At 48.5% G+C, this 23,247-nt stretch carries 23 protein-coding genes and 2 pseudogenes; 15 read left to right on the top strand and 10 right to left on the bottom strand.

All coding sequences use genetic code 11. The features are described 5' to 3' along the window. Positions 1-55: 55 nt before the first annotated feature. Positions 56-985: a bifunctional riboflavin kinase/FAD synthetase gene (locus A2F46_RS07385; RefSeq protein WP_066568672.1), complete on the bottom strand. Its 930-nt coding sequence runs from the start codon at positions 983-985 to the stop codon at positions 56-58. Positions 986-1,234: 249 nt separating this feature from the next. Between A2F46_RS07385 and A2F46_RS07390 the strand changes: the two genes are divergently transcribed. After that, positions 1,235-2,029: an amino acid ABC transporter permease gene (locus A2F46_RS07390; RefSeq protein WP_066568676.1), complete on the top strand. Its 795-nt coding sequence runs from the start codon at positions 1,235-1,237 to the stop codon at positions 2,027-2,029. 125 nt (positions 2,030-2,154) lie between these two features. Here the strand turns inward: A2F46_RS07390 and tal are convergent, their stop codons facing one another. After that, positions 2,155-3,216 carry a transaldolase gene (tal, locus tag A2F46_RS07395; protein WP_066568678.1) on the bottom strand — a complete coding sequence of 354 codons (1,062 nt, stop codon included), beginning with the start codon at positions 3,214-3,216 and terminating at the stop codon, positions 2,155-2,157. A 223-nt stretch (positions 3,217-3,439) separates the two neighbouring features. On the opposite strand from tal, the gene A2F46_RS07400 reads away from it, so the two are divergent. The 8 genes from A2F46_RS07400 (at position 3,440) to A2F46_RS07435 (ending at position 9,009) form a co-directional block, all read left to right on the top strand. Then, the gene (locus A2F46_RS07400) at positions 3,440-4,414 is read left to right on the top strand and encodes a KpsF/GutQ family sugar-phosphate isomerase (RefSeq protein ID WP_066568775.1); all 975 of its coding nucleotides are present in this window, start codon (positions 3,440-3,442) and stop codon (positions 4,412-4,414) included. 86 nt (positions 4,415-4,500) lie between these two features. Beyond that, the gene (locus A2F46_RS07405) at positions 4,501-5,037 is read left to right on the top strand and encodes an HAD family hydrolase (protein ID WP_066568681.1); all 537 of its coding nucleotides are present in this window, start codon (positions 4,501-4,503) and stop codon (positions 5,035-5,037) included. After that, complete coding sequence (gene lptC / locus A2F46_RS07410; RefSeq protein ID WP_066568687.1) at positions 5,034-5,612, top strand: LPS export ABC transporter periplasmic protein LptC; 579 nt, start codon at positions 5,034-5,036, stop codon at positions 5,610-5,612. The genes A2F46_RS07405 and lptC overlap by 4 nt, the downstream gene beginning before the upstream one ends. Next, positions 5,593-6,087, top strand: coding sequence for a lipopolysaccharide transport periplasmic protein LptA (gene lptA, locus A2F46_RS07415; protein ID WP_066568690.1), 495 nt, complete (start codon positions 5,593-5,595; stop codon positions 6,085-6,087). Before lptC ends, lptA begins: the two co-directional genes overlap by 20 nt. Positions 6,088-6,099: 12 nt before the next feature. Next, complete coding sequence (lptB, locus tag A2F46_RS07420) at positions 6,100-6,840, top strand: LPS export ABC transporter ATP-binding protein (RefSeq protein WP_066568693.1); 741 nt, start codon at positions 6,100-6,102, stop codon at positions 6,838-6,840. Between the two features lie 7 nt (positions 6,841-6,847). Beyond that, entirely contained in the window at positions 6,848-8,215 is a 1,368-nt protein-coding gene (gene rpoN / locus A2F46_RS07425) for an RNA polymerase factor sigma-54 (RefSeq protein WP_066568698.1), read from the top strand. Between the two features lie 63 nt (positions 8,216-8,278). After that, positions 8,279-8,614 carry a ribosome hibernation-promoting factor, HPF/YfiA family gene (hpf, locus tag A2F46_RS07430; protein ID WP_066568709.1) on the top strand — a complete coding sequence of 112 codons (336 nt, stop codon included), beginning with the start codon at positions 8,279-8,281 and terminating at the stop codon, positions 8,612-8,614. A gap of 191 nt (positions 8,615-8,805) precedes the next feature. Continuing rightward, entirely contained in the window at positions 8,806-9,009 is a 204-nt protein-coding gene (locus A2F46_RS07435; protein WP_082783623.1) for a glycine zipper 2TM domain-containing protein, read from the top strand. An 82-nt stretch (positions 9,010-9,091) separates the two neighbouring features. Here the strand turns inward: A2F46_RS07435 and A2F46_RS07440 are convergent. Continuing rightward, positions 9,092-10,650, bottom strand: a pseudogene (locus tag A2F46_RS07440) (TerC family protein). Between the two features lie 474 nt (positions 10,651-11,124). On the opposite strand from A2F46_RS07440, the gene A2F46_RS07445 reads away from it, so the two are divergent. After that, complete coding sequence (locus A2F46_RS07445) at positions 11,125-11,427, top strand: DUF6506 family protein (RefSeq protein ID WP_066568719.1); 303 nt, start codon at positions 11,125-11,127, stop codon at positions 11,425-11,427. A gap of 94 nt (positions 11,428-11,521) precedes the next feature. Continuing rightward, entirely contained in the window at positions 11,522-12,562 is a 1,041-nt protein-coding gene (locus A2F46_RS07450; protein ID WP_066568720.1) for a lipoate--protein ligase, read from the top strand. An 11-nt stretch (positions 12,563-12,573) separates the two neighbouring features. Here A2F46_RS07450 and A2F46_RS13275 read toward each other — a convergent pair whose 3' ends face one another. From A2F46_RS13275 to lpdA, 5 genes are read right to left on the bottom strand one after another with little or no spacing between them, the layout of a single operon-like run. Further along, complete coding sequence (locus tag A2F46_RS13275; protein WP_197457602.1) at positions 12,574-12,852, bottom strand: 2-oxo acid dehydrogenase subunit E2; 279 nt, start codon at positions 12,850-12,852, stop codon at positions 12,574-12,576. After that, positions 12,774-13,805, bottom strand: coding sequence for a 2-oxo acid dehydrogenase subunit E2 (locus A2F46_RS07460; protein ID WP_066568732.1), 1,032 nt, complete (start codon positions 13,803-13,805; stop codon positions 12,774-12,776). Before A2F46_RS07460 ends, A2F46_RS13275 begins: the two co-directional genes overlap by 79 nt. Before the next feature lie 16 nt (positions 13,806-13,821). After that, positions 13,822-14,847, bottom strand: a complete 1,026-nt coding sequence (locus A2F46_RS07465) for an alpha-ketoacid dehydrogenase subunit beta (protein WP_066568734.1) — start codon at positions 14,845-14,847, stop codon at positions 13,822-13,824. A 22-nt stretch (positions 14,848-14,869) separates the two neighbouring features. Continuing rightward, on the bottom strand, positions 14,870-15,826 hold the full coding sequence (locus tag A2F46_RS07470; protein WP_066568737.1) for a thiamine pyrophosphate-dependent dehydrogenase E1 component subunit alpha: 957 nt from the start codon (positions 15,824-15,826) through the stop codon (positions 14,870-14,872). Positions 15,827-15,836: 10 nt separating this feature from the next. Further along, complete coding sequence (gene lpdA / locus A2F46_RS07475; protein ID WP_066568740.1) at positions 15,837-17,192, bottom strand: dihydrolipoyl dehydrogenase; 1,356 nt, start codon at positions 17,190-17,192, stop codon at positions 15,837-15,839. A gap of 337 nt (positions 17,193-17,529) precedes the next feature. Between lpdA and yihA the strand changes: the two genes are divergently transcribed. Both yihA and tehB read left to right on the top strand, forming a co-directional pair. Continuing rightward, positions 17,530-18,183 (top strand): ribosome biogenesis GTP-binding protein YihA/YsxC, encoded by a 654-nt coding sequence (gene yihA, locus A2F46_RS07480; protein ID WP_066568743.1) that lies wholly within the window; start codon positions 17,530-17,532, stop codon positions 18,181-18,183. Positions 18,184-18,307: 124 nt separating this feature from the next. Next, positions 18,308-18,912, top strand: a pseudogene (tehB, locus tag A2F46_RS07485) (tellurite resistance methyltransferase TehB). Between the two features lie 65 nt (positions 18,913-18,977). On the opposite strand, the gene A2F46_RS07490 reads toward tehB, so the two are convergent. Together A2F46_RS07490 and cysI are read right to left on the bottom strand one after the other, a co-directional pair. Then, a complete protein-coding gene (locus tag A2F46_RS07490) occupies positions 18,978-19,415 on the bottom strand; it encodes a DsrE family protein (protein WP_066568747.1) in 438 nt (145 codons plus the stop codon). Between the two features lie 131 nt (positions 19,416-19,546). Then, positions 19,547-21,316, bottom strand: a complete 1,770-nt coding sequence (gene cysI, locus A2F46_RS07495) for an assimilatory sulfite reductase (NADPH) hemoprotein subunit (protein ID WP_066568749.1) — start codon at positions 21,314-21,316, stop codon at positions 19,547-19,549. 487 nt (positions 21,317-21,803) lie between these two features. Here cysI and dkgB point away from each other — a divergent pair, with 487 nt between their 5' ends. Both dkgB and A2F46_RS07505 read left to right on the top strand, forming a co-directional pair. Continuing rightward, positions 21,804-22,610: a 2,5-didehydrogluconate reductase DkgB gene (gene dkgB, locus A2F46_RS07500; RefSeq protein ID WP_066568752.1), complete on the top strand. Its 807-nt coding sequence runs from the start codon at positions 21,804-21,806 to the stop codon at positions 22,608-22,610. Positions 22,611-22,842: 232 nt separating this feature from the next. After that, positions 22,843-23,061 carry a DUF1653 domain-containing protein gene (locus A2F46_RS07505; RefSeq protein WP_066568781.1) on the top strand — a complete coding sequence of 73 codons (219 nt, stop codon included), beginning with the start codon at positions 22,843-22,845 and terminating at the stop codon, positions 23,059-23,061. Positions 23,062-23,247 lie beyond the last annotated feature (186 nt).

The raw sequence follows: 23,247 nt of genomic DNA on the forward strand, positions 1-23,247 counted from the left end.
GATCGGGTTAAAGCATTGTGACGGGATTTTGGCTGTCTGAACAGTCACTTTGTGTTCAGGCAACCTGCCATATTCGTGCGGCATCCATGTCTGCGTGAATTTGCGCCTGCAATGTTGGTAAGTCAGCGAACTTGGCTTCATCCCGCAGCTTATGTAAAAAATGTACACGTAAGCGTTGCCCATACAAATGGCCTTGCCAATCAAAAATGTGTACTTCCAATTTTTGCGCCTGAGTATTGGACACAGTGGGATTCAAGCCAAAGCTGGCGACTCCGCGTTTGCGTCCAAATACCCCCTCTACGTCCACCACAAACACCCCACTCATTGCATAGCGGTGTGGCGGTAAATGAATATTCGCGGTAGGACATCCCAGGGTTCGCCCCAATTGTGCGCCATATTTAACATGGCCGCTGAGCACATAATCGTGCCCCAGTAAGCGCCTAGCCGTTGCTAAGTCGCCAGCCGCCAACGCCGCACGCACTGACGTACTGGAAGCACGTTCATCGGCCACCAATATGGATGGTGTCTGTTCGGTAACAAAAGCCGTTTGTCGTTGCAGCAATGAAAAATCCCCTTGACGCTGCGCACCAAAACGAAAATCATCGCCCACTAACAAATAGCGGGTGTTTAATTCCGCCACCAAAATATGTTGAATAAAATCATCGGCTACCATATCAGCAAAGCGCTGATTAAAGCGGAATACCCACACCGCATCAAGGCATTGCGTTTGCGCCAGCAAACTTAATTTGTCGCGCAACGGCGTTAAGCGATAAGGCAAAGGACGGCCTGTCTTACGCGCAAAAAATTCTGCAGGCTGCGGTTCAAAAACCACCGCCACTGCACTGAGATGGCGCACTGCTGCTTCGTCGCGTAAGCGCTGCAAAATATGCCGATGCCCGCAGTGTACCCCGTCAAAATTACCGATGGTCACCGCCGTACCTTGAGGCCAGCTTGGCTTGCGCCCGCTTCCCAACCAAACTTGCATACAATTCTTTGATACATCAAATAGTCAAGCGCATTATTGTAAACACTTCAGGCAACCATATCCAGCCATATCCTTTGTCATACACTCAGAAATCCGATGTAAAAAGTAAGCTTGCGTCATCGAACGGTAAAATTTAGTACGGTGCCAGCTTTTTTTCTTGTTAGAATAAGCGCCACTTGCTTTTCTCAGGCAGAGAACCGCGCACAGCAGCGGTATTTGATTTAATAAAACACATCTGCGGGATACACCATGCCCTTTGATTTTCACGCCATCTTCCTTTCTCTCCAAAACCTCACGGGCTTCCGTTTCAGTATTATTTACGAATACCGTGAAATGTTTTTTTACGGCGCCTTGACCACATTGGGCATTACTTTCGTATCCACGTTAGCAGGTACGATATTGGGGCTTTTCAGTGCGCTGGCGCGCATTGTTCATGTGGAAAAAGGAGGCTGGCCGGTACGCCTCCTCAGTTGGTGTTTGCGGCAAATTTCACTGGTGTACGTCACCATTTTCCGTGGTACCCCTTTATTTGTGCAGATTTTTATCTGGTATTTTGTGTGGTTTCCGATTCTCATCAATCCCACCGATGGCTGGATCATCAGTGGCGATTTGGCCGCTGAGTTACGGCGCAGTTATGGTGCGTTGATTGCCGGTACACTGGCATTGACGGTCAACGTCGGTGCCTACATCACCGAAATTTTCCGTGCAGGCATCCAATCCATCGACCGCGGCCAAGTTGAAGCTGCTCGCTCCTTAGGTCTGAGCTACCCACAAGCGATGCGCTATGTCATTTTGCCGCAAGCAGTGCGGCGCATGCTGCCACCATTTGGCAACGAATTCATTACTTTACTTAAAGACAGCTCATTGGTTTCCGCCATCGCCGTGGCTGAATTGGCCTTTGTGGCGCGCACAGTGGCTGGCCGCTACTCCGTTTATGAAGAACCCTATTACACTATTGCCTTGATTTATCTGGTGATGACCATGGCCCTAAGCTGGTTTTTCTCATGGCTGGAAAAACGATATAACACCAACCATGATCGTTAACATCAGGGAACGCACCTAAAAAAAATTAAGTCGATTTGGGCAACAGCACCCGCCATTTGCGGGTGTTGTTGCCCACGGCGATAAACCGTCACGCATTCACAGAAAAACTGGGGTCAAAATCAAACTCAGGCATCACCCAAAGGCAGCAATAACGCCGAAAATGCGACCTCAAACTGATGCAAACCCTCTTCTTGCAAACGCGCCGCCAATACCTCTAAATCAATACCGAGCTCAGTCACTTTTGCCAAAACCGCCTCAGCATCGAGCCATTTATCAGTGAGTGTCAATGCGGCAACGCCATGATCAATAAATGCAGCCAAAGTACCATCAGGGACGGTATTCACGGTTTGTGGACCAATCACACTTTCCACATACAATACATCTGAATACGCGGCATTTTTGGTGCCGGTGGATGCCCACAATAAACGCATCGGTCCAGCACCGGCCTCCAATAAGCCCGCAAAACCTTCAGCACCAAAAAAAACCTGCCAATCTCGATAGGCGGCCTTAGCCAAAGCAACTGCCGTTTGTCCTTGCAACTGGGCGGGCAACGTTATATCCAGAGCAGCATCAATGCGTGAGAGGAAAAAACTCGCCACCACCTGAATACCACACACAGGCAATCCCTGCGCCTGACGTTCGCGCAAACCCGCGCAATAGGCCAAATAAGCTTTTGCCACTTGCGCGCGTGAAAACAACAAGGTTAGGTTGATGTGCAAACCTTTCGCCACCAATTGCGTCATCGCCGCCAACCCAGCATCAGTGGCCGGCACTTTAATCATGACATTAGGGCGCATCAATGCTGTGTGCAACCGCAGAGCCTCAGCAACGGTGCCTGCAGTATCATTTGCCAATTCTGGCGCCACTTCCAAGCTCACCAGTCCCGCCTGACCACCGCTTTCTTGGTAAAGCGGCAAACACACATCACAAGCGGCCTGAACGTCAGCCACTGCCAACAACTCATACCGTGCTTTGGCCGATAAATTCTGCCGCTTCAAGCGCGCCACATCTTCGGCATACAAAGCATCGCCCGCAAAGGCCTTTTGGAAAATAGCAGGATTGGAGGTCACCCCACACACACCAGCCTCGAGCATTTGCGCCAAACCACCCGATTGAATCAAAGAGCGTGACAAATTATCCAGCCAAATTTGCTGGCCCAACGCTCGTACTTGCTGCAATACCGTCATCGCTATTTCCCTTTTTTCTCAACGCCCACAAAATTGTCATACAGTAAACGTACCTGAATTTACTTAACCTTAAAGCCAATTCTAAACAAGTAATACGGCTGCCTGAACCGCCCATTAAGCATACAGTATGCCAAGCTAACTTGATTTGACAAGCCAAACTGCACAATTACGGGACAGGGTCGGTATAATGCAAGCATTCTTTTTCATGGTGATGACACTGAATATGGATGTATTGGATACTTATTTGCAATGGGGCAAAGCTGTTTTTGCCATTGAAGAGCAAGCAGTAGCTGAAGTGGCCAATAGTTTGGATGACCATTTTGCTCATGCAGTGGCTGCCATTCTTGCTTGTCATGGCCATGTCGTGGTCACTGGCATGGGTAAAAGTGGCCACATCGGTCGCAAAATTGCCGCATCTTTGGCCTCTACCGGAACCCCCGCCTTTTTCATTCACCCAGCGGAAGCGGGTCATGGTGACTTGGGCATGATTGTGGATGGCGATGTGGTACTGGCGCTGTCTAACTCCGGTGAAAGCGATGAAATTTTGGCCATTATCCCTGCCATCAAACGCAAAAATGTAACTCTGATTTGCATCACAGGCAAAGACACATCTCGCATGGCCAAGCACGCGGATATTCATGTGCTCGCTCACGTTTCACAAGAGGCATGCCCCTTGGGCTTGGCACCAACTTCCAGCACCACGGCTGCTTTGGTTCTGGGTGATGCATTAACGGTGGCCTTGCTGCGCGCCCGCCAGTTTACGCCCGATGATTTTGCTCTCAGCCACCCAGCCGGAAGTTTGGGCAAACGCTTACTCTTAACAGTAGCTGATGTGATGCACCGTGATCAGGATCTGCCGCTGGTGCGTGAGGATACGCCTTTGCAACAAGCCATCGTCACCATGAGTGAAAAAGGCTTGGGCATGTTGGTGGCCGTCAATGATGCCGGGATACTGTCTGGTGTGTTCACCGATGGCGATTTGCGCCGACTTTTCCAAACCCAAGACCATTTGCGCGGATTAACCTTAGCCGACACCATGGGTCGCCAACCGAAAACCATTGCCCCCGGCCTGTTGGCGACAGAAGCACTTAAATTGATGCAAGATCAGAAAGTCAACGGATTGGTGGTGGTTGATGCGCAGCAACACCCTATTGGCGCCTTGAATATGCATGATTTATTGCAAGCACGGATTGTCTGATTTATTCAGGCAGCCTTTGAGAGTTTGTTGATTGAATTCATTTAAAATAATGATCGACCACAGCCCATACAGAAAGCATTTTTACTATGATCACCCCCTCCGATGCCATTCTCAAACTCGCACAAAACATTCGTTTGTTGATTATGGATGTAGATGGTGTGTTGACGGATGGGCGCATTTTTATTCGCGACAATGGTGAAGAAATTAAGTCTTTCCATACCCTAGACGGACATGGGATCAAGATGCTGCATGAGTGCGGTCTGCAAACCGCCATCATCACAGGGCGTGATGCACCTTCTGTCGGAATACGCGTACAACAATTGAACATCGCCCATTATTTTAAAGGCATACACGATAAGAAGCGGTGTTATGAAGATTTATTGTCTACCTTGGGGCTGACGGAAGGCCAATGCGCATACATCGGCGATGATGTGGTGGATTTACCAGTCATGGTGCGTTGCGGCTTACCGGTGGCCGTGCCTGAAGCACACCCATTGGTACGCCAGTATGCTGCATGGACTACCCAAGCCCATGCTGGGGCAGGCGCAGTGCGTGAATTGTGTGAATTAATTTTGCAGTCACAGGGCTTGCTACAACCGCTTTTAGACAGGTATACCGCATGATACGCAACCGCAGTAATTGGTTTTTCCCATTGTGCTTGGCCGTCGTACTGGGCGGGGTGACTTTTTGGCTGGATAAAGTCACTGAAGTACAAACCGTTGAAGTGGCGCTCAATCCAAATGAGCCCAAATATACCATTGATGGCATTGCCGGCGAACGCTTCAATCGATCTGGGCAACGCGATCAATCCATTATTGCCGAACGCGCTTGGCAATATCCCAAACAAAATGAAATTCACTTCAGCCGACCCGATTTAACATTATATGACCAGGGTCATGCCTTATACCGTATTCGCGCCAACGAAGGGCTTTATCGCAGTGACAACAAACAAATTGATTTAAACCAGAATGTGGTGTGGCACAAAAACAGCCGCCCCAATGAACCGGAAGCAGAGCTCACCACCAGCCAATTGACGGTGGATACGCAATCGCAATCGGTATACACCGATGCCCCCATCAGCTACCTTTATGGCGCCTCACATGGCACCGCTACTGGCTTTGTTTACCATAAACAACGCGGTTTTTTGAACCTCAATTCCCGCATAAAGGCAATTATTTATGACCCTAAAAACCCGTGATTGGCTGTTGACTTGCGGCTTCATGCTGGCCAACGTGCCAGCAATGGCTTTGGAAAGCGACAAAAATCAGCCCATTGAAATCGAGGCCGATCAAGGCTCTCTCGACAAAAATAACCAAACCACCATCTTCACTGGCAATGTCAAAATGCGCCAAGGCAGCATGTACATCAATGCAGCGCGTGTACAAGCCAACAAAGATGGCGCCGGCAATCAACGCATGGATGCCAGCGGCAGCCCCGCCACGTTTGGACAACAATTAGAAAAAGACGGCAAGGTCACCGGCCAAGGCAATCAGGTACACTACGATAGCCAAACTGGTATTGTGACGCTTATTGGCAACGCCAAAGTAACCCGTGGCGGTGATATGGCTCGTGGTCAAACCATTGTTTACAATACCCGTACCGAAGTTTATACCGTGAAAAGTGCGGCCAAAGGCCGAGTTCACGTGATCATTCAACCACAAAAGAAAAAATAAACGGACGCCCGTATGCCGACAACAGCCCTTTCAGGCAGCCAACTGCAAGTACAAGGCCTGCAAAAAAGCTTCAAAAACCGTCAAGTAGTGAAAGATGTGTCCCTGCATCTGCAAAGTGGTGAGGTAGTGGGTTTGCTGGGCCCCAATGGGGCGGGCAAAACCACCAGTTTTTATATGATTGTGGGACTCATTGCAGCCGATTCGGGCAGCATCCAAGTGGATGGTGCCGAAATCAGCCACCGGCCCATTCATGAGCGTGCCAAATTGGGTCTGGGCTATTTGCCCCAAGAGGCTTCTATTTTCCGCAAAATGACCGTAGCGCAAAACATCCGGGCCATTTTACAAATTAGCCACGCCAAAGCCGATATTGATGCTGCGCTCGATAATTTATTGGATGAATTGCACATCGCCCATTTGCGCGACAATCCGGCCATGTCTTTGTCTGGTGGTGAACGCCGCCGCGTAGAAATCGCCCGTGTGCTGGCCATGAAACCCCGGTTTATCCTGTTAGACGAACCATTCGCGGGGGTCGACCCAATTGCGGTTATCGATATTCAAACCATTATCGAATACCTGAAGACCCGTGGTATTGGCATATTGATCACTGACCACAATGTACGCGAAACTTTACGCATCTGTGACCGAGCCTACATCATCAATCAAGGCAGCGTGATGGCGTCGGGCCACCCGGAAGAATTGGTTAACAATGAAGAAGTCCGCGCCGTTTATCTAGGTGAGCACTTCGAATATTGATTCTGCTATGGCCAAAACCGCTCTGCGCCTAAACCTCAAACAGACTCAACTGCTGAACCAAACCCTTCAGCAGTCGCTTCAGGTCTTGCACATGTCGGCCTTGCGTTTGGATGAGGCCGTTAATGAGTGGTTGGAAGACAATCCTTTTTTAGAGCGCCAAGACAGCGAAGACGCTCCGCCTAACGATGCCATTACCCAATATGTACAACCAGCTCAACGGCACATTGGTGGAGATGAAGCCGCCGACATTTGGGCAACGGTTGCCGAAGAAGAAAGTATTTATCAGCAATTGCACCATCAGACAGGCGTCTGCGATTTGGATGACCGTATCGCAGCACAAATACACATGCTTATCGACAACCTCAATGAACAAGGCTATTTAGACAGCAGTTTGCTGGACCTAATCGATCACAGCCCACTCGAATGGCGCTTAAATGAAGCAGAATTGGCCGAAGCATTGCACATTTTGCAACAATTTGATCCTGCCGGTGTGGGTGCCCGCAATTTGCCGGAATCCCTGAGTTTACAATTACAACGCCGTCCTCCGAGCCTTATACGTGAATGTGCCGAAGTCCTCATTCATCATCATCTGGGGCAATGGCAAACGGGTACCCAATTTAAAAATTTGTGTCGAAAGTTACCACAATACCCGAGCGACACTATTCAGGCAGCCTGTCATTTAATTGCCTCACTGAATCCTTATCCTTGCTATGGATTAAGCAATAACTCGCCCACGGCATATGTACAACCAGACGTACGCATTTATGTGGATGAAACAGGACATTGGCAGGTACAGCCCATCCGCGCGGCATGGCCGCATTTACGCATCAATCCCGAATATCAGACCTGGCTTGCTGAGGCTGATTTGGATCCAGCCTGCAAGGCCAAATGGCAAGAGGCACAGGCCCATTTGGATAGTTTAAAAATGCGCCAAAGCACCGTGTTGCGTCTGGCGCATTGGATTTTAGAAAAACAACAGGATTTCTTTATTTTCGGCCCCATCGGCTTAGCCCCACTCACTTTAAAAGAAACCGCCACCGCATTGGGGCTTGCTGAAAGCACCATCTCTCGCGCCATCAACCAAAAATATTTGGCTTGCCCGCAGGGGGTGTTTGCGCTACGCTATTTCTTCAATCATGCCGTTTCCCAAAGTGCCCACAATGAACAAGGCAGTAGTCAAACGGCCGTAAAAACCCTAATAGAAAGCATCGTCCAGCAAGAGGAAAAATCCAACCCTTATTCTGACATCGAACTGGTTACGCAGCTGCAAAAACAAGGCATCAATTTGGCCCGGCGCACCATCGCCAAATACCGCGAAGCCTTGAAAATCCCACCTGCACACCAACGTAAAGTACGCAAGATAGCCAAATCATGATTTTACGCACTGTGTCTGACACAGAGGTTGCCTGAAAAGGCCCATCCACGGAAGGAGTAGACTATGAACTTAAAATTCACTGGATTGAACATTGACGTTACTGATGCCTTAAAATCCTATGCTACGGCCAAACTGGAACGGATCACCCGTCACGTTGACAACGTCATTTCGATCACCATGACATTGTCGGTGGAAAAAGTGAACAAAAAAGCCGAAATCGATCTACACCTGTCTGGCAAAGATTTACACGTAGAAGCCACTGATCCTGACATGTATGCGGCTATTGATGGCTTAATGGACAAGCTGGATCGCGCAGTATTGAAACACAAAGAGAAAAAACAACAGGTTCGCGCTACCCCAAGTGGCCAAATAGATGTGCCTGCTGTTGAAGCCGAATAAACTGTTAAGATGATGGCATCAAAGGCAGCCAGAGGCTGCCTTTGTATTGAGAAGTTAAAACGCGCAAACGAAAGTTGGATAAACGAACTTTTAACTTGATTTTGATTCCAAGATTCAATTATTTTTATATTCATTTCTGAAGACAACTGGTTCTTGCCAATTGCCGCAAACCCAACCTCATGGAGAACAACATGAAATCTTTAATCCTTAAATGCGTGGCTTTGGCTGCCATAGCCGCCTCTTTAAGCGCCTGCGCAGGCATGACCCATCAGCAACGCAATGCAGCCACCGGTGCCGTAGTGGGCGGCGTGGCTGGGAATCTGCTCGGTGGTGACACGGGTGCCACTTTGGGTGGTGCCGCATTGGGCGGTGTGATCGGCAGCCAAATACGCTAATTCATGCCACATTCAAAAAGGTCTGCCCGACAAGGCAGACCTTTTTGCTATTGGAGCTCCGTTCTGAGTCTCATCAAGCACATCATTGAACCACAGGGATACGATTAATACGCACGCGTTCGATGCGTCGATTTTCCTTACTCAGTACCGTAAACCGGAGACCGTGATAGTCAACATAATCACCTTCATCCGGAATGGTTTGCAATTCCTCCATCATCAATCCTGCCACTGTGTGGTAATCTGCATCTTCTGGTAACGTCGGCAGATGCAGCTGCTGCGCCAATGTAGCGTATTCCAAGCTGCCATCCACAGTCATGGAATGATCAGCATTCTGCTGGATACTGGGTGCATCAGTCCGTTCGTATTCTTCCGGGAAGTCGCCTGCAATGGTTTCCATTAAATCTTTCATGGTTACCAAACCCAAGACCGCACCGAATTCATCTACCACCAAAGCCACATCGGCACTGCGCGAGCGGAATAATTCCATCGCATCCAATACTGTGCCCCCATCAGGCAGCACCAACGGCTGTTTCAAAGCAGCTTGAATATCCAATTGCCCAGTTTTCAACAGCTGATTGAGTAAATCTTTTTTATTGATATACCCCAATGGCTCATCAATCCCCGCCTTCCCCACCACCATCAAACGTGAATAAGGGGTTTCTTGCAGCTGTTCGTGCTGCTGCTCCTTGCTTTGTGAAATATCCAAACGCTCAATGTCACTTCGCGGCGTCATAACACCCAAAATCGGCCGCTCGGCCAACGTGAGCACACTGCGTATCATCGACTTTTCATTTTCCTCGAAATGTTCATCGTCGTCCGCTTGAGCACCCGATTTAGCCAGCACACGCTCACGCATGCCCATCATGCCCAAAACACTTTCGGCGGTACGGTGGCGCCAGGTACGGCCAATCATGTCATTGCGCTTGACGTTTTTACTGGATATCTGATTGAACACTTCAATTAAAATAGAGAATGCAATGGCGGCATATAAATAGCCCTTCGGAATTTCAAAATGCAGTCCTTCAGCAATCAGGCTGAAGCCAATCATCAGCAAAAAGCCCAAACACAGCATCACTACAGTAGGGTGGCGCCCCACAAAGTCGGTGAGTGGACGACTGGCCCATATCATCATTGCCATCGCCACCACCACTGCACCCATGGCCACCACAATATGCTGCACCATGGCTACTGCCGTAATCACCGAATCAATCGAGAATACCGCATCCAAAACCACAATTTGCCCAACCACAATCCAAAATGGTGAGAAATGGCTCACCTGACCCACATCAGCAAGCTCGGTATGCCCTTCCAAGCGTTCATGCAGCTCAGTGGTGGCTTTGTAGAGCAGGAACAAGCCTCCCGCAAACATAATCAAATCCTTGACCGAAATGCCCATCTCTCCAATATGGAAAAACGGCTTGGTCAAGGTAATGATATACGACATGGTGCCCAGCATGATGATGCGAATCAACACCGCCAAGCACAAACCGGTAATGCGTGCATGGTCCCGATTCTGAGGCTTCACCTTATTGGCCAAAATCGCCACAAACACCAGGTTATCAATTCCCAATACAATTTCCAACACCACCAAAGTGGCAAAGCCACCCACGTGGTCGGCTCAGCCAACCAACTGAAATCCATTTTTATGTTCCTGTGTAATAACGACAAAAGGCAGCCTTATCATCATGGTAGGCTGCCTGAAAACCATCAAAAAAGCACGTTCGAACAAGGTGTTAACCAAAAACCCTGCGAGACACCGTCTTTCATGATAGTCACAATTCTCAAAATACAATGGTTTAAAGTTTAAGCACGCTGCGTTCAAAAAGCAAGTTTTACCCACCTATGCCAGCCCAGCCAACGCGGGCATGCCCGAAAAACAACACCGCCAATAATGGTGCCAGGCAGCTTGCCCGTTATTCTCTTATGCGCAGGTCACCCAACGACAGGCATTCAAAACAGCATGAGTGTCTGCTGTCTGCATTGTGCCTGGCAATATCCAATCCCATGCTTGAATGCATGATTACACGCTCTCCCAGCCGTGATATTGAGTGCGGATTGGGCTACAATTCCACAAGACAGCAATGGCTGTCTGAAAATCACAAAAGGAGTTCAACCATGGCACTCAAGGCTGCTTTCATTTTCTTGGCCCCCGGCGCTCAACGCCAGCAACATCGCCATACCATCCACACACCCGAAGTAGACTTAACTACAGTAGGCGTACCCAACTATGATGAAGCGGTTATAGCTGCCAAAGAGCTGGTTGCAGAAGGCATTGCCGCCATTGAATTGTGCGGCGGCTTTGGTATTGAAGGCACAGCTAAAATCAAAGTAGCAGTCCCCAAGCAAGTGGCCATTGGCGTGGTTCGATTTGATCATCATCCGGGCCTCAATCATCAAAGTGGTGATGACCTTTTTTAATAACACCCCACATCCAATACATGTTTGTTCATGACTCCTATAGACCCGCGTGACAATAGCCAATAAAGGCTAGCCATGCACTCAACAGCGCCATATGTTAACCATTCGCTTATCGGTTTTAACGGGTATCGATGCCCTACATAACTTAGTTTTAGAGCAATCTCTATTTGAGCAATTGCCTGAAAATGAAGTGCATTTATTATTGTGGCGCAATCAGCCATGCGTGGTGATAGGTCGCGCGCAAAATCCTTGGCTGGAAGCCAATTTAGCGTACTTGGAAGCACATCATATCCCATTATTTCGGCGCATCAGCGGGGGCGGCACAGTTTATCATGACGAAGCCAATCTTAACTTCACCCTGATGGCACCCAAACCTTTTTACCACAAAGATTTAATGTGCCCCATCATTGTGTCAGCTTTGAACCGATTTGGCATTAAGGCCGAATTGTCTGCACGCAATGATATCTTGTACACAGAGGCTGGGCAGACTTATAAACTTTCTGGCTCAGCATACCGAGAAACTCGGCTAAAAGGCCTACATCATGGCACTTTGTTAATCAATAGCGATTTAACCCAGCTGCGCGCAGCACTCAAAGTCATCAAGCCGCATTTAATCAGCCAAGGCGTGGCTTCCCAGCGCGCTAAAGTCATCAATTTAAGTAGCCTGAACCCCGCTATCAATATGGACAGCTTTCAGGCAACCTTAATTGAAGAGCTCGCTAAGGCTTTTGCAATGCATGGAAAATGGCTAGGTATGCAGTATGGTGATGGGCATTTACCTGAAAGTGCCACCCATTTGTATGAACAACAGCAAAGCTGGGCGTGGAATTATGGCAAAACCCCTAAGTTTCGCCACTACATCAACGGTGCACATGAGCCACATGAACAAGATGCCTACTGTGAAATCAATCAAGCCCACATAACCCAAGTAGTGGCACCCCAAGCCAGTCCAAACATGCGTAATTGGTTACAATCAAGACTCTCAGGTGTTTGTTATGATCAAAACAGCTTAGAAAAAGCGCTCGCCCCTAGTGCACAAGACAGCCCTACTCAAGCCGCACAACTGAGGCAATGGCGACGCCTCTGGCATAACGGCCACAGAAAAACGGCCACACAGCAAAGTGTGGCCGTTTGATGAAGACTACATCATAAAATGATGCGATACGGATGAGCCAAAATGGCCGCTAATTCAGCCAAGAATTTTGCCCCATCCGCGCCATCCACGATTTGATGATCAAAGGTCAGGCTCAACGGCAGCTCTTGGCGCAGCAAAAGTTCCCCAGCACCATCCAAAGTCAGACGCTCAGTGGTTAAACCCACACCCAAAATAGCTACCTCGGGCACATTCACAATCGGTGTGAAGTACTCAATACCTTGCGCCCCCAGATTGGTGATCGTAAAGGTACCTGCTGAACTGGTATCCACCTCACCGTCGCGGCACGTGCCACTTGACCATAAAAATCTTTCTGCAACTGACTCAATGATTTACGACCCACATCGGCAACTGTGGGTACCACCAAACCATTTTCCAAAGCCACAGCCACACCGATGTTGATGTCATCAGGTTGACTTAATGTCACGCCATCATAACGGCTATTCAGTTTCGGACAGGCTTGCAAAGCCAAGGCAACCGCTTTGAGCAGCAAGATATTCAAGCTGAATGTGGCCGCTTCGACCCCATCCCCCACCTTAGATTTCATCTCAGCGCGGAATGCCAACAATGCCGTGATGTCTGCTTTGCGGTGTAAAGTCAACTGAGCCGTGTTATGCAGGCTATACATCATGTTTTTGGCAATGGCCTTACGCATACCATTCAGACCGGCGCCTACCGTAGCGGCTGCCTGAATAGGCGACACATCAGTAGGCGCCTCTGCTGGCGCTGCAGCAACCACTGCGCCACTGGCCATGTATTTTTCCACATCACGTTTAGTGATGCGACCATTGCCGCCGGTGCCCGTAATGTTGGTGTAATCAATTCCTTGTGCCGACGCGATTTTTCGCGCCAGCTTGGAAATAAACACGCGCGCGCCGCTTTTTGCGATCGGTTGGCTCGGCGCAGCTGCTACAGGTGCAGATGCTGCTGGCTGGGTCGACTCTGCCGTCGGCGTGGCAACCGCATCGCCTTCACCAACGGATTCACCAGCCTGACCAATATAACCAATAGGTGTTTTGACTGGCGTGCTTTCTCCGGCCTGAACCACGATTTTCAACAAAATACCGTCTTGCTCGGCTTCCACATCTTGAGTTAACTTCTCAGAACTGATGGAACACACTGCTTCGCCTGCTTGTACGGCATCACCTTCCTTTTTATACCACTCGTCAACCACGCCTTCGGTCATGGTCAAACCAAGTTTGGGCATCAATACTGTTTCTGCCATGGTGCTTCTCCTTATCTTAAGCTTTTAAGTCAAAAATCAGCTCATTCGCATCTTTAAGTACTTTTTCCGGAGAAGGGATATACAATTTTTCCAGATTGGTTGCAAAAGGCACTGGTGTATTGGGGGCACAAATGCATTTCACCGGTCCATCCAAGTAATCAAATGCTTTATCAGATACCACAGATGCAATATCAGTGGCCGTGTTATTGTGTGGATTGGCCTCATCAATCACAATCAGGCGGCCGGTTTTCTTCACTGATTCCAACACCGTTTCTTGATCCCAGGGTGCCACAGTCAGTAAATCAATCACTTCCACATTGATGCCGTCTTTTTCCAAGAGTTTGGCCACATCCAGACCCACATACAGCATTTTGCCAATGGTGACGATGGTCAAATCTGTGCCCTCTTTTACCACCTCAGCTTTACCAATTTCGACTGTATAGTATTCTTCCGGCACTTCACCTTTACGGCTATATAAGGTTTTGTCTTCGGAGAAAATCACAATGTTGTCTTCCTTGGTGGCCGACAACAACAGGCCTTTGGCATTGTAAGGTGTAGAGGGCACCACCACTTTGATACCAGGAATAGAACCCAAAATACCGTAATAGGAGCCAGAATGCTGAGCAGCAGCCGATGCACCGGCACCGTGCATGGTGCGCACCGTCATCGGAATTTTAGCTTTGCCGCCAAACATATAGCGCATTTTTGAGCCTTGTCCCAATAAAGTATCAAAACAAAATCCTAGAAAATCAATAAACATCAACTCCGGGATCGGGCGCAATCCTGTTGCTGCGGCGCCCACTGCAATCCCCATGTAACCCATTTCTGATATGGGTGTGTCAATGACACGCTGAGTACCAAATTCTTCCACCAGTCCTTTGGTTACCCCCATCACGCCACCCCAAGCGCCTTGTCCTTCCAAGTGAGGCACATTGCGTCCACCTGCGATGTCTTCACCCAACAGGATGATTTTGTCATCCTGACGCATCGCCATGGTCAAAGCCTCATTAATTGCTTTCATGAATGTTAGTGTACGAGCCATTTTAATCTCTCCTTTTCAATATTTAGGCGTATACGTCTTCGTATAAGGCTTCTGGGGCAGGAATGGGGCTGGCTTCAGCAAATTTAATTGCATCTTCAATGCGCTGCTGCGAAGCCGCTTCAATTTCATCAGCCTGCTTGGCTGTCAATAATTTATGTTTGATGGCATAGTCGCGGAATAAAGGAATCGGATCCACATCAGCAAAATCCTTTTCTTCACCATCCAAAGCTTTGTATTTTTGCTCATCGCCTTCGAAGTGCCCGTATTTGCGGTAGGTTTTGCATTCAATCAAACTAGGTCCTTCCCCATTGCGCGCGCGCTCAATGGCTGCACCCACTTCTTCATACACTGCCACCACATTTTTTCCATCGATGGTTTTACCAGGCATATTGTAGGCGCAGGCACGGTCAGCAATGGTTTTGGATGCAGATGAATAATGCTGCGGAGTGGCTTCGGCAAACATATTGTTTTCACAAACAAACACCACTGGCAATTTCCAAATAGAAGCCATATTGATTGCTTCATGGAACGTGCCTTCATTGGCCGCACCATCACCAAAGAAACAAACGGCCACATTTTTGGTTTTCAAATACTGGTTACGCAAAGCGGCGCCGGCTGCCAAAGTGAAGCCGCCGCCTACCATGCCATTGGCACCCAACATGCCTTTATCAATATCGGCAATATGCATAGAGCCGCCTTTGCCTTTACACAAGCCACCGGAACGACCATAAATTTCCGCCATCATGCCATTTAAATCGCAACCCTTAGCAACGCAATGGCCATGCCCGCGGTGGGTACTGGTGATTTGATCATCATCAGTTAAGTGTGCGCACACACCCACGGCCACAGCTTCCTCTCCTGCATATAAATGCACAAATCCAGGAATTTCACCTTTGGCAAACAATTCATGCAGCCTGTCTTCAAAAAAACGAATATCATTCATTTTTTCGTAAATCAGTTTTGCGGTTTCTTTATTCATCTCTCGCTCCTCACTCGTGAATGGCTTTAAACAACACACTTTTGGCGGTCTCGCCAATGACTTCAGATATGGTTGGATGGGCAAAAACTTGTTGAGCCAAGTCATCAACAGTGCCCTCGGCTTGCATCACCGCGCCCACGGTGTGTATCAATTCAGTAGCATGGGCACCCACAATCACAGCACCCAATATTTCACCATAGGTTTTCTCGGTAATCAGTTTCACAAAACCGGCCGTTTCATTGGCACTGATGGCTTTCCCATTAGCAGCAAATGGCTGTTTTTTCACCACTACCTGATCACCATATTGCGCTTTGGCCTGAGCTTCACTCAATCCAATTGAGCCAATTTCCGGAAATGAATACACACCGCGCGGCACCCAATTCTGATTCAAATCAACTTGACTACCCTTAAACATCCGTTCTACCGCAATGATGCCTTCTTGGCTCGCCGCATGCGCCAGCATCCAGCCGCCAATGGCATCACCAATGGCGTAAATACCGGGTACAGAAGTCTGATAATCGGCATTAACGTGAATGAATTTGCCATTATCACTGAGCTTCAGCTTAAGACTGGCGGCCAAATTCAAATCAGCTTTGCGGCCAGTAGCCACCAACAATTTGTCAAAAGGGAGTGCCTGTCCATCCACTTGCAGTGCCTTGTCCATCACACCCGCAATTTTGGCTTTGACTTTGAGGGTAATCCCCAGTTTTGCCAAATGCTGTTTGACAATCTCTCGCGCTTCGGGGTCTTCTGTTAACAACACGTCATCGGCCACTTCCACAATGGTGGTCTGCACACCCAACGGCGCCATGGCAAAAGCCAATTCAACACCAATCACCCCACCACCAATAATAATGAGCTGTTGCGGTAATTTATCTAAATCAAAAAAATCATCGGTGGTGACATAAGGTACTTCAGGCAACCCTTTAATGGGTGGCACAAAGGGCACACTCCCACAAGCCAAGAGAATCTTTTCCCCACGAATTTGCTCATTGCCAATGCGAACTGTTTTATCAGCAGACACAGCAGCCAAACCGGAATATAGAGGTATTTTATACTTACCAAACAAATGCTTGATTCCCCCTTGCAGGGATTTAACGACGCTATTTTTGCGTTTGACCAGTTTGGTGATGTCGATTTTGGTGATGCTATTTTCGATGCCAAAATGATTGGCTTCTTGTAGGGTTTGCACCCACTCACTGTGTTTCAGAAAAGTTTTGGATGGAATACACCCAACATTTAGGCAAGTCCCGCCCACGGCTTTGGCTTCCACCACTGCAACTTTTTTTCCGAGTTGGGCTGCCCGCACAGCAGCCACATAGCCGCCGGGCCCAGCACCAATCACGACCAAATCGAAACGTTCCAATTTATGCTCCTCTTCACAATTGACAACATGGGTTGATTCTATGTTTAAACAGACATCACAGCAGATTCGCAGCCAGTAGCTGCCAATCAATTGACGTTAGTGTGAGGTGTAGACGTATTGTTATATTTATTTATATATTTTCGATTTATTAAACTACATTCATGGCTGTATGTAAAATACTTTACACGCTGTTTTGGGACTACCCATCACCCCCCTGACTTAGGACAACTTTAAGAGGGTTTGACATCATTATTTTAGACTGGTACAGATGGCAAAAACCCTCAGTCTTAGCCGATGATGATAAAATATCCGCTTATTCACAGCGTTTACCCATCCGATGAGCTTATTTCGCCATGCCCAATTTTTTACCACGGTAAACCACTTAACGGATTTGCCAGATACCCCCGCCGAAATCGCCTTTGTGGGCCGCAGTAACGCGGGCAAATCCAGCGCCATCAACACGTTGACACAACACACGCGCCTAGCCTATGTTTCCAAAACACCAGGGCGCACACAGCACATCAATTTTTTCGAATTAACCAATGGTGCTTATTTGGCTGATCTCCCGGGCTATGGTTATGCGCAAGTGCCTGAAGCAATACGCGCGCACTGGGTGAAGTTGCTTGGCGATTATTTGCAACATCGCCAACAACTCATCGGTTTACTGCTGATTATGGATGCCCGGCACCCCTTAAAAGAATTGGATAAGCGCATGTTGGATTTTTTTGCGCTCACAGGTAGGCCCGTCCATATTTTACTGTCCAAGGCCGATAAACTCTCCAAAAATGACCAGATTAAAACTTTGGCCACAGTACAAAAGGCATTGCAGCCTTTTGCCGAGCGCCAAGAAGTCAGCGTTCAATTGTTTTCCAGCTTGAAGAAAAAAGGTATGGATGACGTTGAGCGGGTGGTGGCGCATTGGTTTGCACAATTACCATCACCCAAGCAAACAGAGCAAGATCCGTCTGAATGGACTGAGAACCCAGATTGAATTTGGCGACACCCAAACCCCTGCGTTAGAACCACCATGCAGCATCCAGCAGACCCAAATCGCCAGCAGTAGGGTTTCAGGCATGAGCAAAATTTGGTTCCAAACAAAAAAAGAAAGCAGCGCAATGGCACACAACGATGATTATTTTGCTGAGCGATATGGCCTAACCTTGCCTCATTCTGAATTGCGTGAGATGGGTTCTCAACTCACCGGCGGCCATGCTTTGGATGTGGGTTGCGGGCGTGGGCGCAATAGCTTATTTCTGGCTGACCATGGTTTTACCGTGGATGCTTGGACATCAACCAACGCAATATCGAATTTCTGCAACAGATCGCCGATGCTGAAAACATACCGGGCATCCACGCAGAAATACGTGATTTCAATCAACAACCCAGCTTCCAGGGCGCCAACGCGATATATGATTTGGTTGTGTCTACTGTGGTCATGATGTTTCTGCAACCCACCACCATTGCCACACTCATCAGCAACATGCAAAAAGCCACGCAACCGGGCGGGCGAAACCTTATCGTTTCGGCCATGACCACCAATGACATGCCCTGCCCTGTGGATTTCCCCTTTGTTTTCCAGCACAACGAGCTGCTCGATCTCTACACAGGCTGGCAAATTCATAAATACAATGAAAACGTCGGCGAATTGCATCGCACAAATGCCGATGGCCAACGCATCCGTCTGAGGTTTGCCACCTTATGGGCACAAAAAAAACCATGACTCCGTCAACAAAGGCTGCCTGAATATTTCAGGCAGCCTTTGTTTTGTTATCGTAAATCGGCTATTTAGGGTTTAATATAACTGTATCCTTGCTGTTGCTTTTGCGCGAGCTCCAGCACACCTACGGGTACCTCGCGGAAAAATGACGGCAATTTAGCGGTGCCAATCTGCTGGGCACTTAATGAATTTGCACACACCACAAAATCCACTTGATGTGCCTGCGCCAATTCCTGCATACGCGCAATCACTGGCTGATTGTCGCGCACCGTCTTATCTGTTACCGCAGCCGCTGCGCCATTCACCACCACTTCAATCTGTGCCGCGTCATGACTACCCACAGCTAAGTTATTGATGTTGGCTAAGGCATGTGGCCACACGGATAACTCATCCACATGCACCAATACCTTTAAAGACGGCTGCCCCTGCGCACTGGGCGCTGCCACAGCAGCCCATGTTTGGCTCAACAATATTCCCGCAAAACCAGCCCATAACCATTTTTTCATCCTGTGCATCCTCTTCATCCATCCTGCCTTCACTACTCCAAACACCAAAGGCTGCCTGAAAATATTCAAGCAGCCTTTCACCATCCAACCACCGCTTACATCCAATTTGATTTTAACGATGATTATTTTGACTAAGCAGGCACTTTGCTTTCATCCCAAAAATCGACTGCGGCATTCACCACGGGCTTCACGATACCCGTGCGGATGGCGAAATCGCCAAACGCCTCACCTTTTTCGCGCCCGTGCGCCCAAGCGGCCACCCAATCGCCAATCAACACCAAGATTTCATCAGCACTGATATTTTCCTTGAATAACCGAGGAATGCGGGTGCCCGCACGATTACCGCCGACATAGAGGTTATAGCGGCCGATGGCCTTCCCCACCATGCCGATTTCTGCCAACATGGCGCGACCACAGCCATTGGGGCAACCGGTAATGCGCAAAATGATGTTTTCGTCTTGCACACTATTCTTGGCTAGAATGGCGTCGATTTGATCAATGAAACCAGGCAAAAACCGCTCTGATTCAGCCATGGCCAGCGGACAAGTGGGAAATGCCACGCACGCCATGCTGTTTTTGCGCTGCTCTGTTGTGTCGTCGTTAATCAAGCCATGCTCACGGGCAATTTTTTCGATTTTGGCTTTATTACGTGCCGATACCCCCGCCACGATCAGGTTTTGGTTGGCGGTGAGACGAAAATCCCCTTGATGGATTTTGGCAATTTCGCGCACCCCCGTTTTCAACGGTTTGCCCGGATAATCGAGCAAGCGGCCGTTTTCAATAAATAGGGTTAAATGCCACTTTTTGTCTTCGCCCTGCACCCAGCCAATGCGATCACCACGTTCAGTAAATTCATAAGGCTTACTGGGTTGGAAAGCTACGCCCATACGCTGTTCCACTTCATGCTTAAACACGTCTACACCTACACGCTGCAAGGTATAGCGAGTTTTGGCAGCTTTACGGTTGGTGCGATCGCCCCAGTCACGTTGGGTGGTCACCACAGCTTCCGCGCATTTAAGCACATCGCCTAACCCGATAAAACCAAAATCGTAAGCCGTATTGGGGAACGTTTTGTGATTGCCATGCTCCATCGACAAGCCGCCACCCACCAAAACATTAAAGCCCACCAATTTACCATTGTCACCAATGGCAATAAAATTCAAATCATTGGCATGCAAATCCACATCATTGAGCGGCGGAATCACCACAGTGGTTTTGAATTTACGCGGCAGATAAGTTTTGCCCAATACCGGCTCAACTTTATCCGTGGCTTCTTGGGTTTCTGGTTGCGTGAACTCGGTAGAAAAAACTTTCTCACCATCCAACCAAATGTCGGCATAAGCAGTGGTCTTGGGCAGCAGGTGTTCGGAAAGCTTTTTGGCCCAGTCATACGCTTCTCGATGCAAGGCACTTTCAATCGGATTACTGGTGCACAAAACATTGCGGTTTACGTCACCCGCCGTAGCAATAGAATCCAAACCCAGCTGATGCAACCATTGATGCATGGGTTTGACATCATTTTTCAGCACACCGTGAAACTGGAATGTCTGGCGCGTGGTTAAGCGGATGCTCCCATACATTGTGTGCTCGGTGGCAAACTCATCGATGCCCAGCCATTGCTTTGGGCTGATGATGCCGCCCGGTAACCGACAGCGTAACATCACATTTTTCAAAGGTTCCAGCTTCTGTTCCACGCGTTCTGCGCGAATATCGCGATCATCTTGCTCATACATGCCGTGAAAACGAATGAGCTGGAAATTATCGCCATTGAACCCACCGGTTAACCCGTCTTTCAAATCTGCGGCGATGGTGCCGTGCAAATAATCGCTGTGGTCTTTGAGCCGTTCATTATCAGCCAAAGGCGCATCAGGCAGTTTGGCGCGTGGATCGGACGTGGTCATGCGGAGGTTCCTTAAAAACTGTTTTTATGCGTATGAATATAAACGTACTCTATTATTGGACACAACAAAAGGGAAAGAATGCTTGGTTGTATCAAAATAGGTTTTGGTTATATGCAAGGTTGCCTGAAAGCGATTACTCTTTATCGGTTACTCAATGAGCGTGGATTTAAATGCACAAAGCGGATAGAACCCAACCACACATGCTAATCCAAATCAGCCACAATTTCAGGCAACCTATACGTAAGCGCATGCACTGCTGAGGAACCAAAAGCTGGATTTACATATGGCCCCGCCGTCTAGGTCAGCTGGTATTAAAACCCACTGGGTCTTGCGTATCCAACCATGGCTAACCAGATTGACTTGCGTGGTGTCGTGGCGCCAGCAATTGCCTCTAGAGCCGCTCACATAACCATTTATTTAACCCTTTTTAGCACTCCACTGCGTTAACATCAACCTTACTTTCACCTTGCTATTAATGGAGACTACCATGAGCATACCTGTTTTCGGCGTGGGCACTTTTCGTCTCAAAGGCCAAGCAGCTTATGATTCGGTCAAAACCGCATTGGATGTCGGTTATCGTGCCGTAGACACTGCACAGATTTACGGCAATGAAGCCGAGGTTGGGCAAGCCATTGCCGACAGTAGCTTACGTCGTGACGAGGTGTTCATCACCACCAAAATTTGGGTAGACAATTACGCGCCACAAAAACTGGCCAAAAGCCTGCAAGAAAGTTTGGCCAAATTGCACGTCGATGATGTGGATTTGACGTTGATTCATTGGCCAGCACCCGATAATGGCGTTCCTTTAGCCGAATTCATGGGTGCATTGGCCGATGCAAAAAAAGCTGGGCTCACTCGCCAAATCGGGGTATCTAATTTTAATATTGCTGATGTTCAGGCAGCCGAACATGCCGTGGGTAAAGACGAAATTGCCACCAATCAGATCGAACTGAGCCCTTATTTGCAAAACTGTAAACTGGCTGATTTTCTACAGCGCAACGGTATTCAGGTCACTTCTTACATGACGCTGGCCTACGGCAAAGTGTTGCAAGACCCCGTGCTAATGGACATCGCCGCAACACACCAAGCCAGCACGGCACAAATTGCCCTAGCTTGGGCTCTGGCCAAGGGATACTCGGTCATCCCCTCATCCACTCAACGAGCCCATCTCATCAGCAATTTAGCGGCCCAACAGCTTCAATTGAGCCCAGAAGATATGCAGCGTATTGCCACACTGGAGCGGCAAGGCCGCGAAATCAATCCAGTAGGCTTGGCTCCCCATTGGGATAATTAGTCAATACCAGACGTATCTTCACAAACTGCGATGGCTAAGCGGCAGGCTGCTATTCAACGGCCTACACTTAACACCAAGGTGGCACAGCCAAGACCCAATCCACCATCATGGCCTCAATTGGCACAACATGGCTTGCTTGAATGCTCAAAAGCAAGCCCATGCCAACTACCGGGTGAGCATGCATCACGCAGCAACAGCGCTTTTCACACCATTATTTTTTAAAGAACACAACATGAGATTACAACGTGGTATTTATCAGCATTATAAAGGTCAGCTATATCAGATGTTAACGCTGGCCAAACACAGTGAAACTGAAGAAGAATTGGTGATTTATCAATGCTTATATGGGGATTACAGCATATGGGCACGGCCCGTGACAATGTTTACTGAGCCCGTACACTGGCAGGGAAAATCCACGCCTCGTTTTGTATTGATTCAGGCACTAGCCTAACTAAATAGTTGCCTTCGGCAGCTGGCTTTTAGCTACCCCCAACTGGCGCGCCCCATATTCAAACAAATCTACGCTGAACCGCCTTTATATTAAACCGCCCATACCACTGTCGAAATTTTGCATGATCTGCACTCAAAATGAAGCCACGTAGATCAGTACCATCAAGACGGCCACACAATCAACATC

The organism is Snodgrassella sp. CFCC 13594 (assembly GCF_001590725.1).
Classification (GTDB): domain Bacteria; phylum Pseudomonadota; class Gammaproteobacteria; order Burkholderiales; family Neisseriaceae; genus Snodgrassella.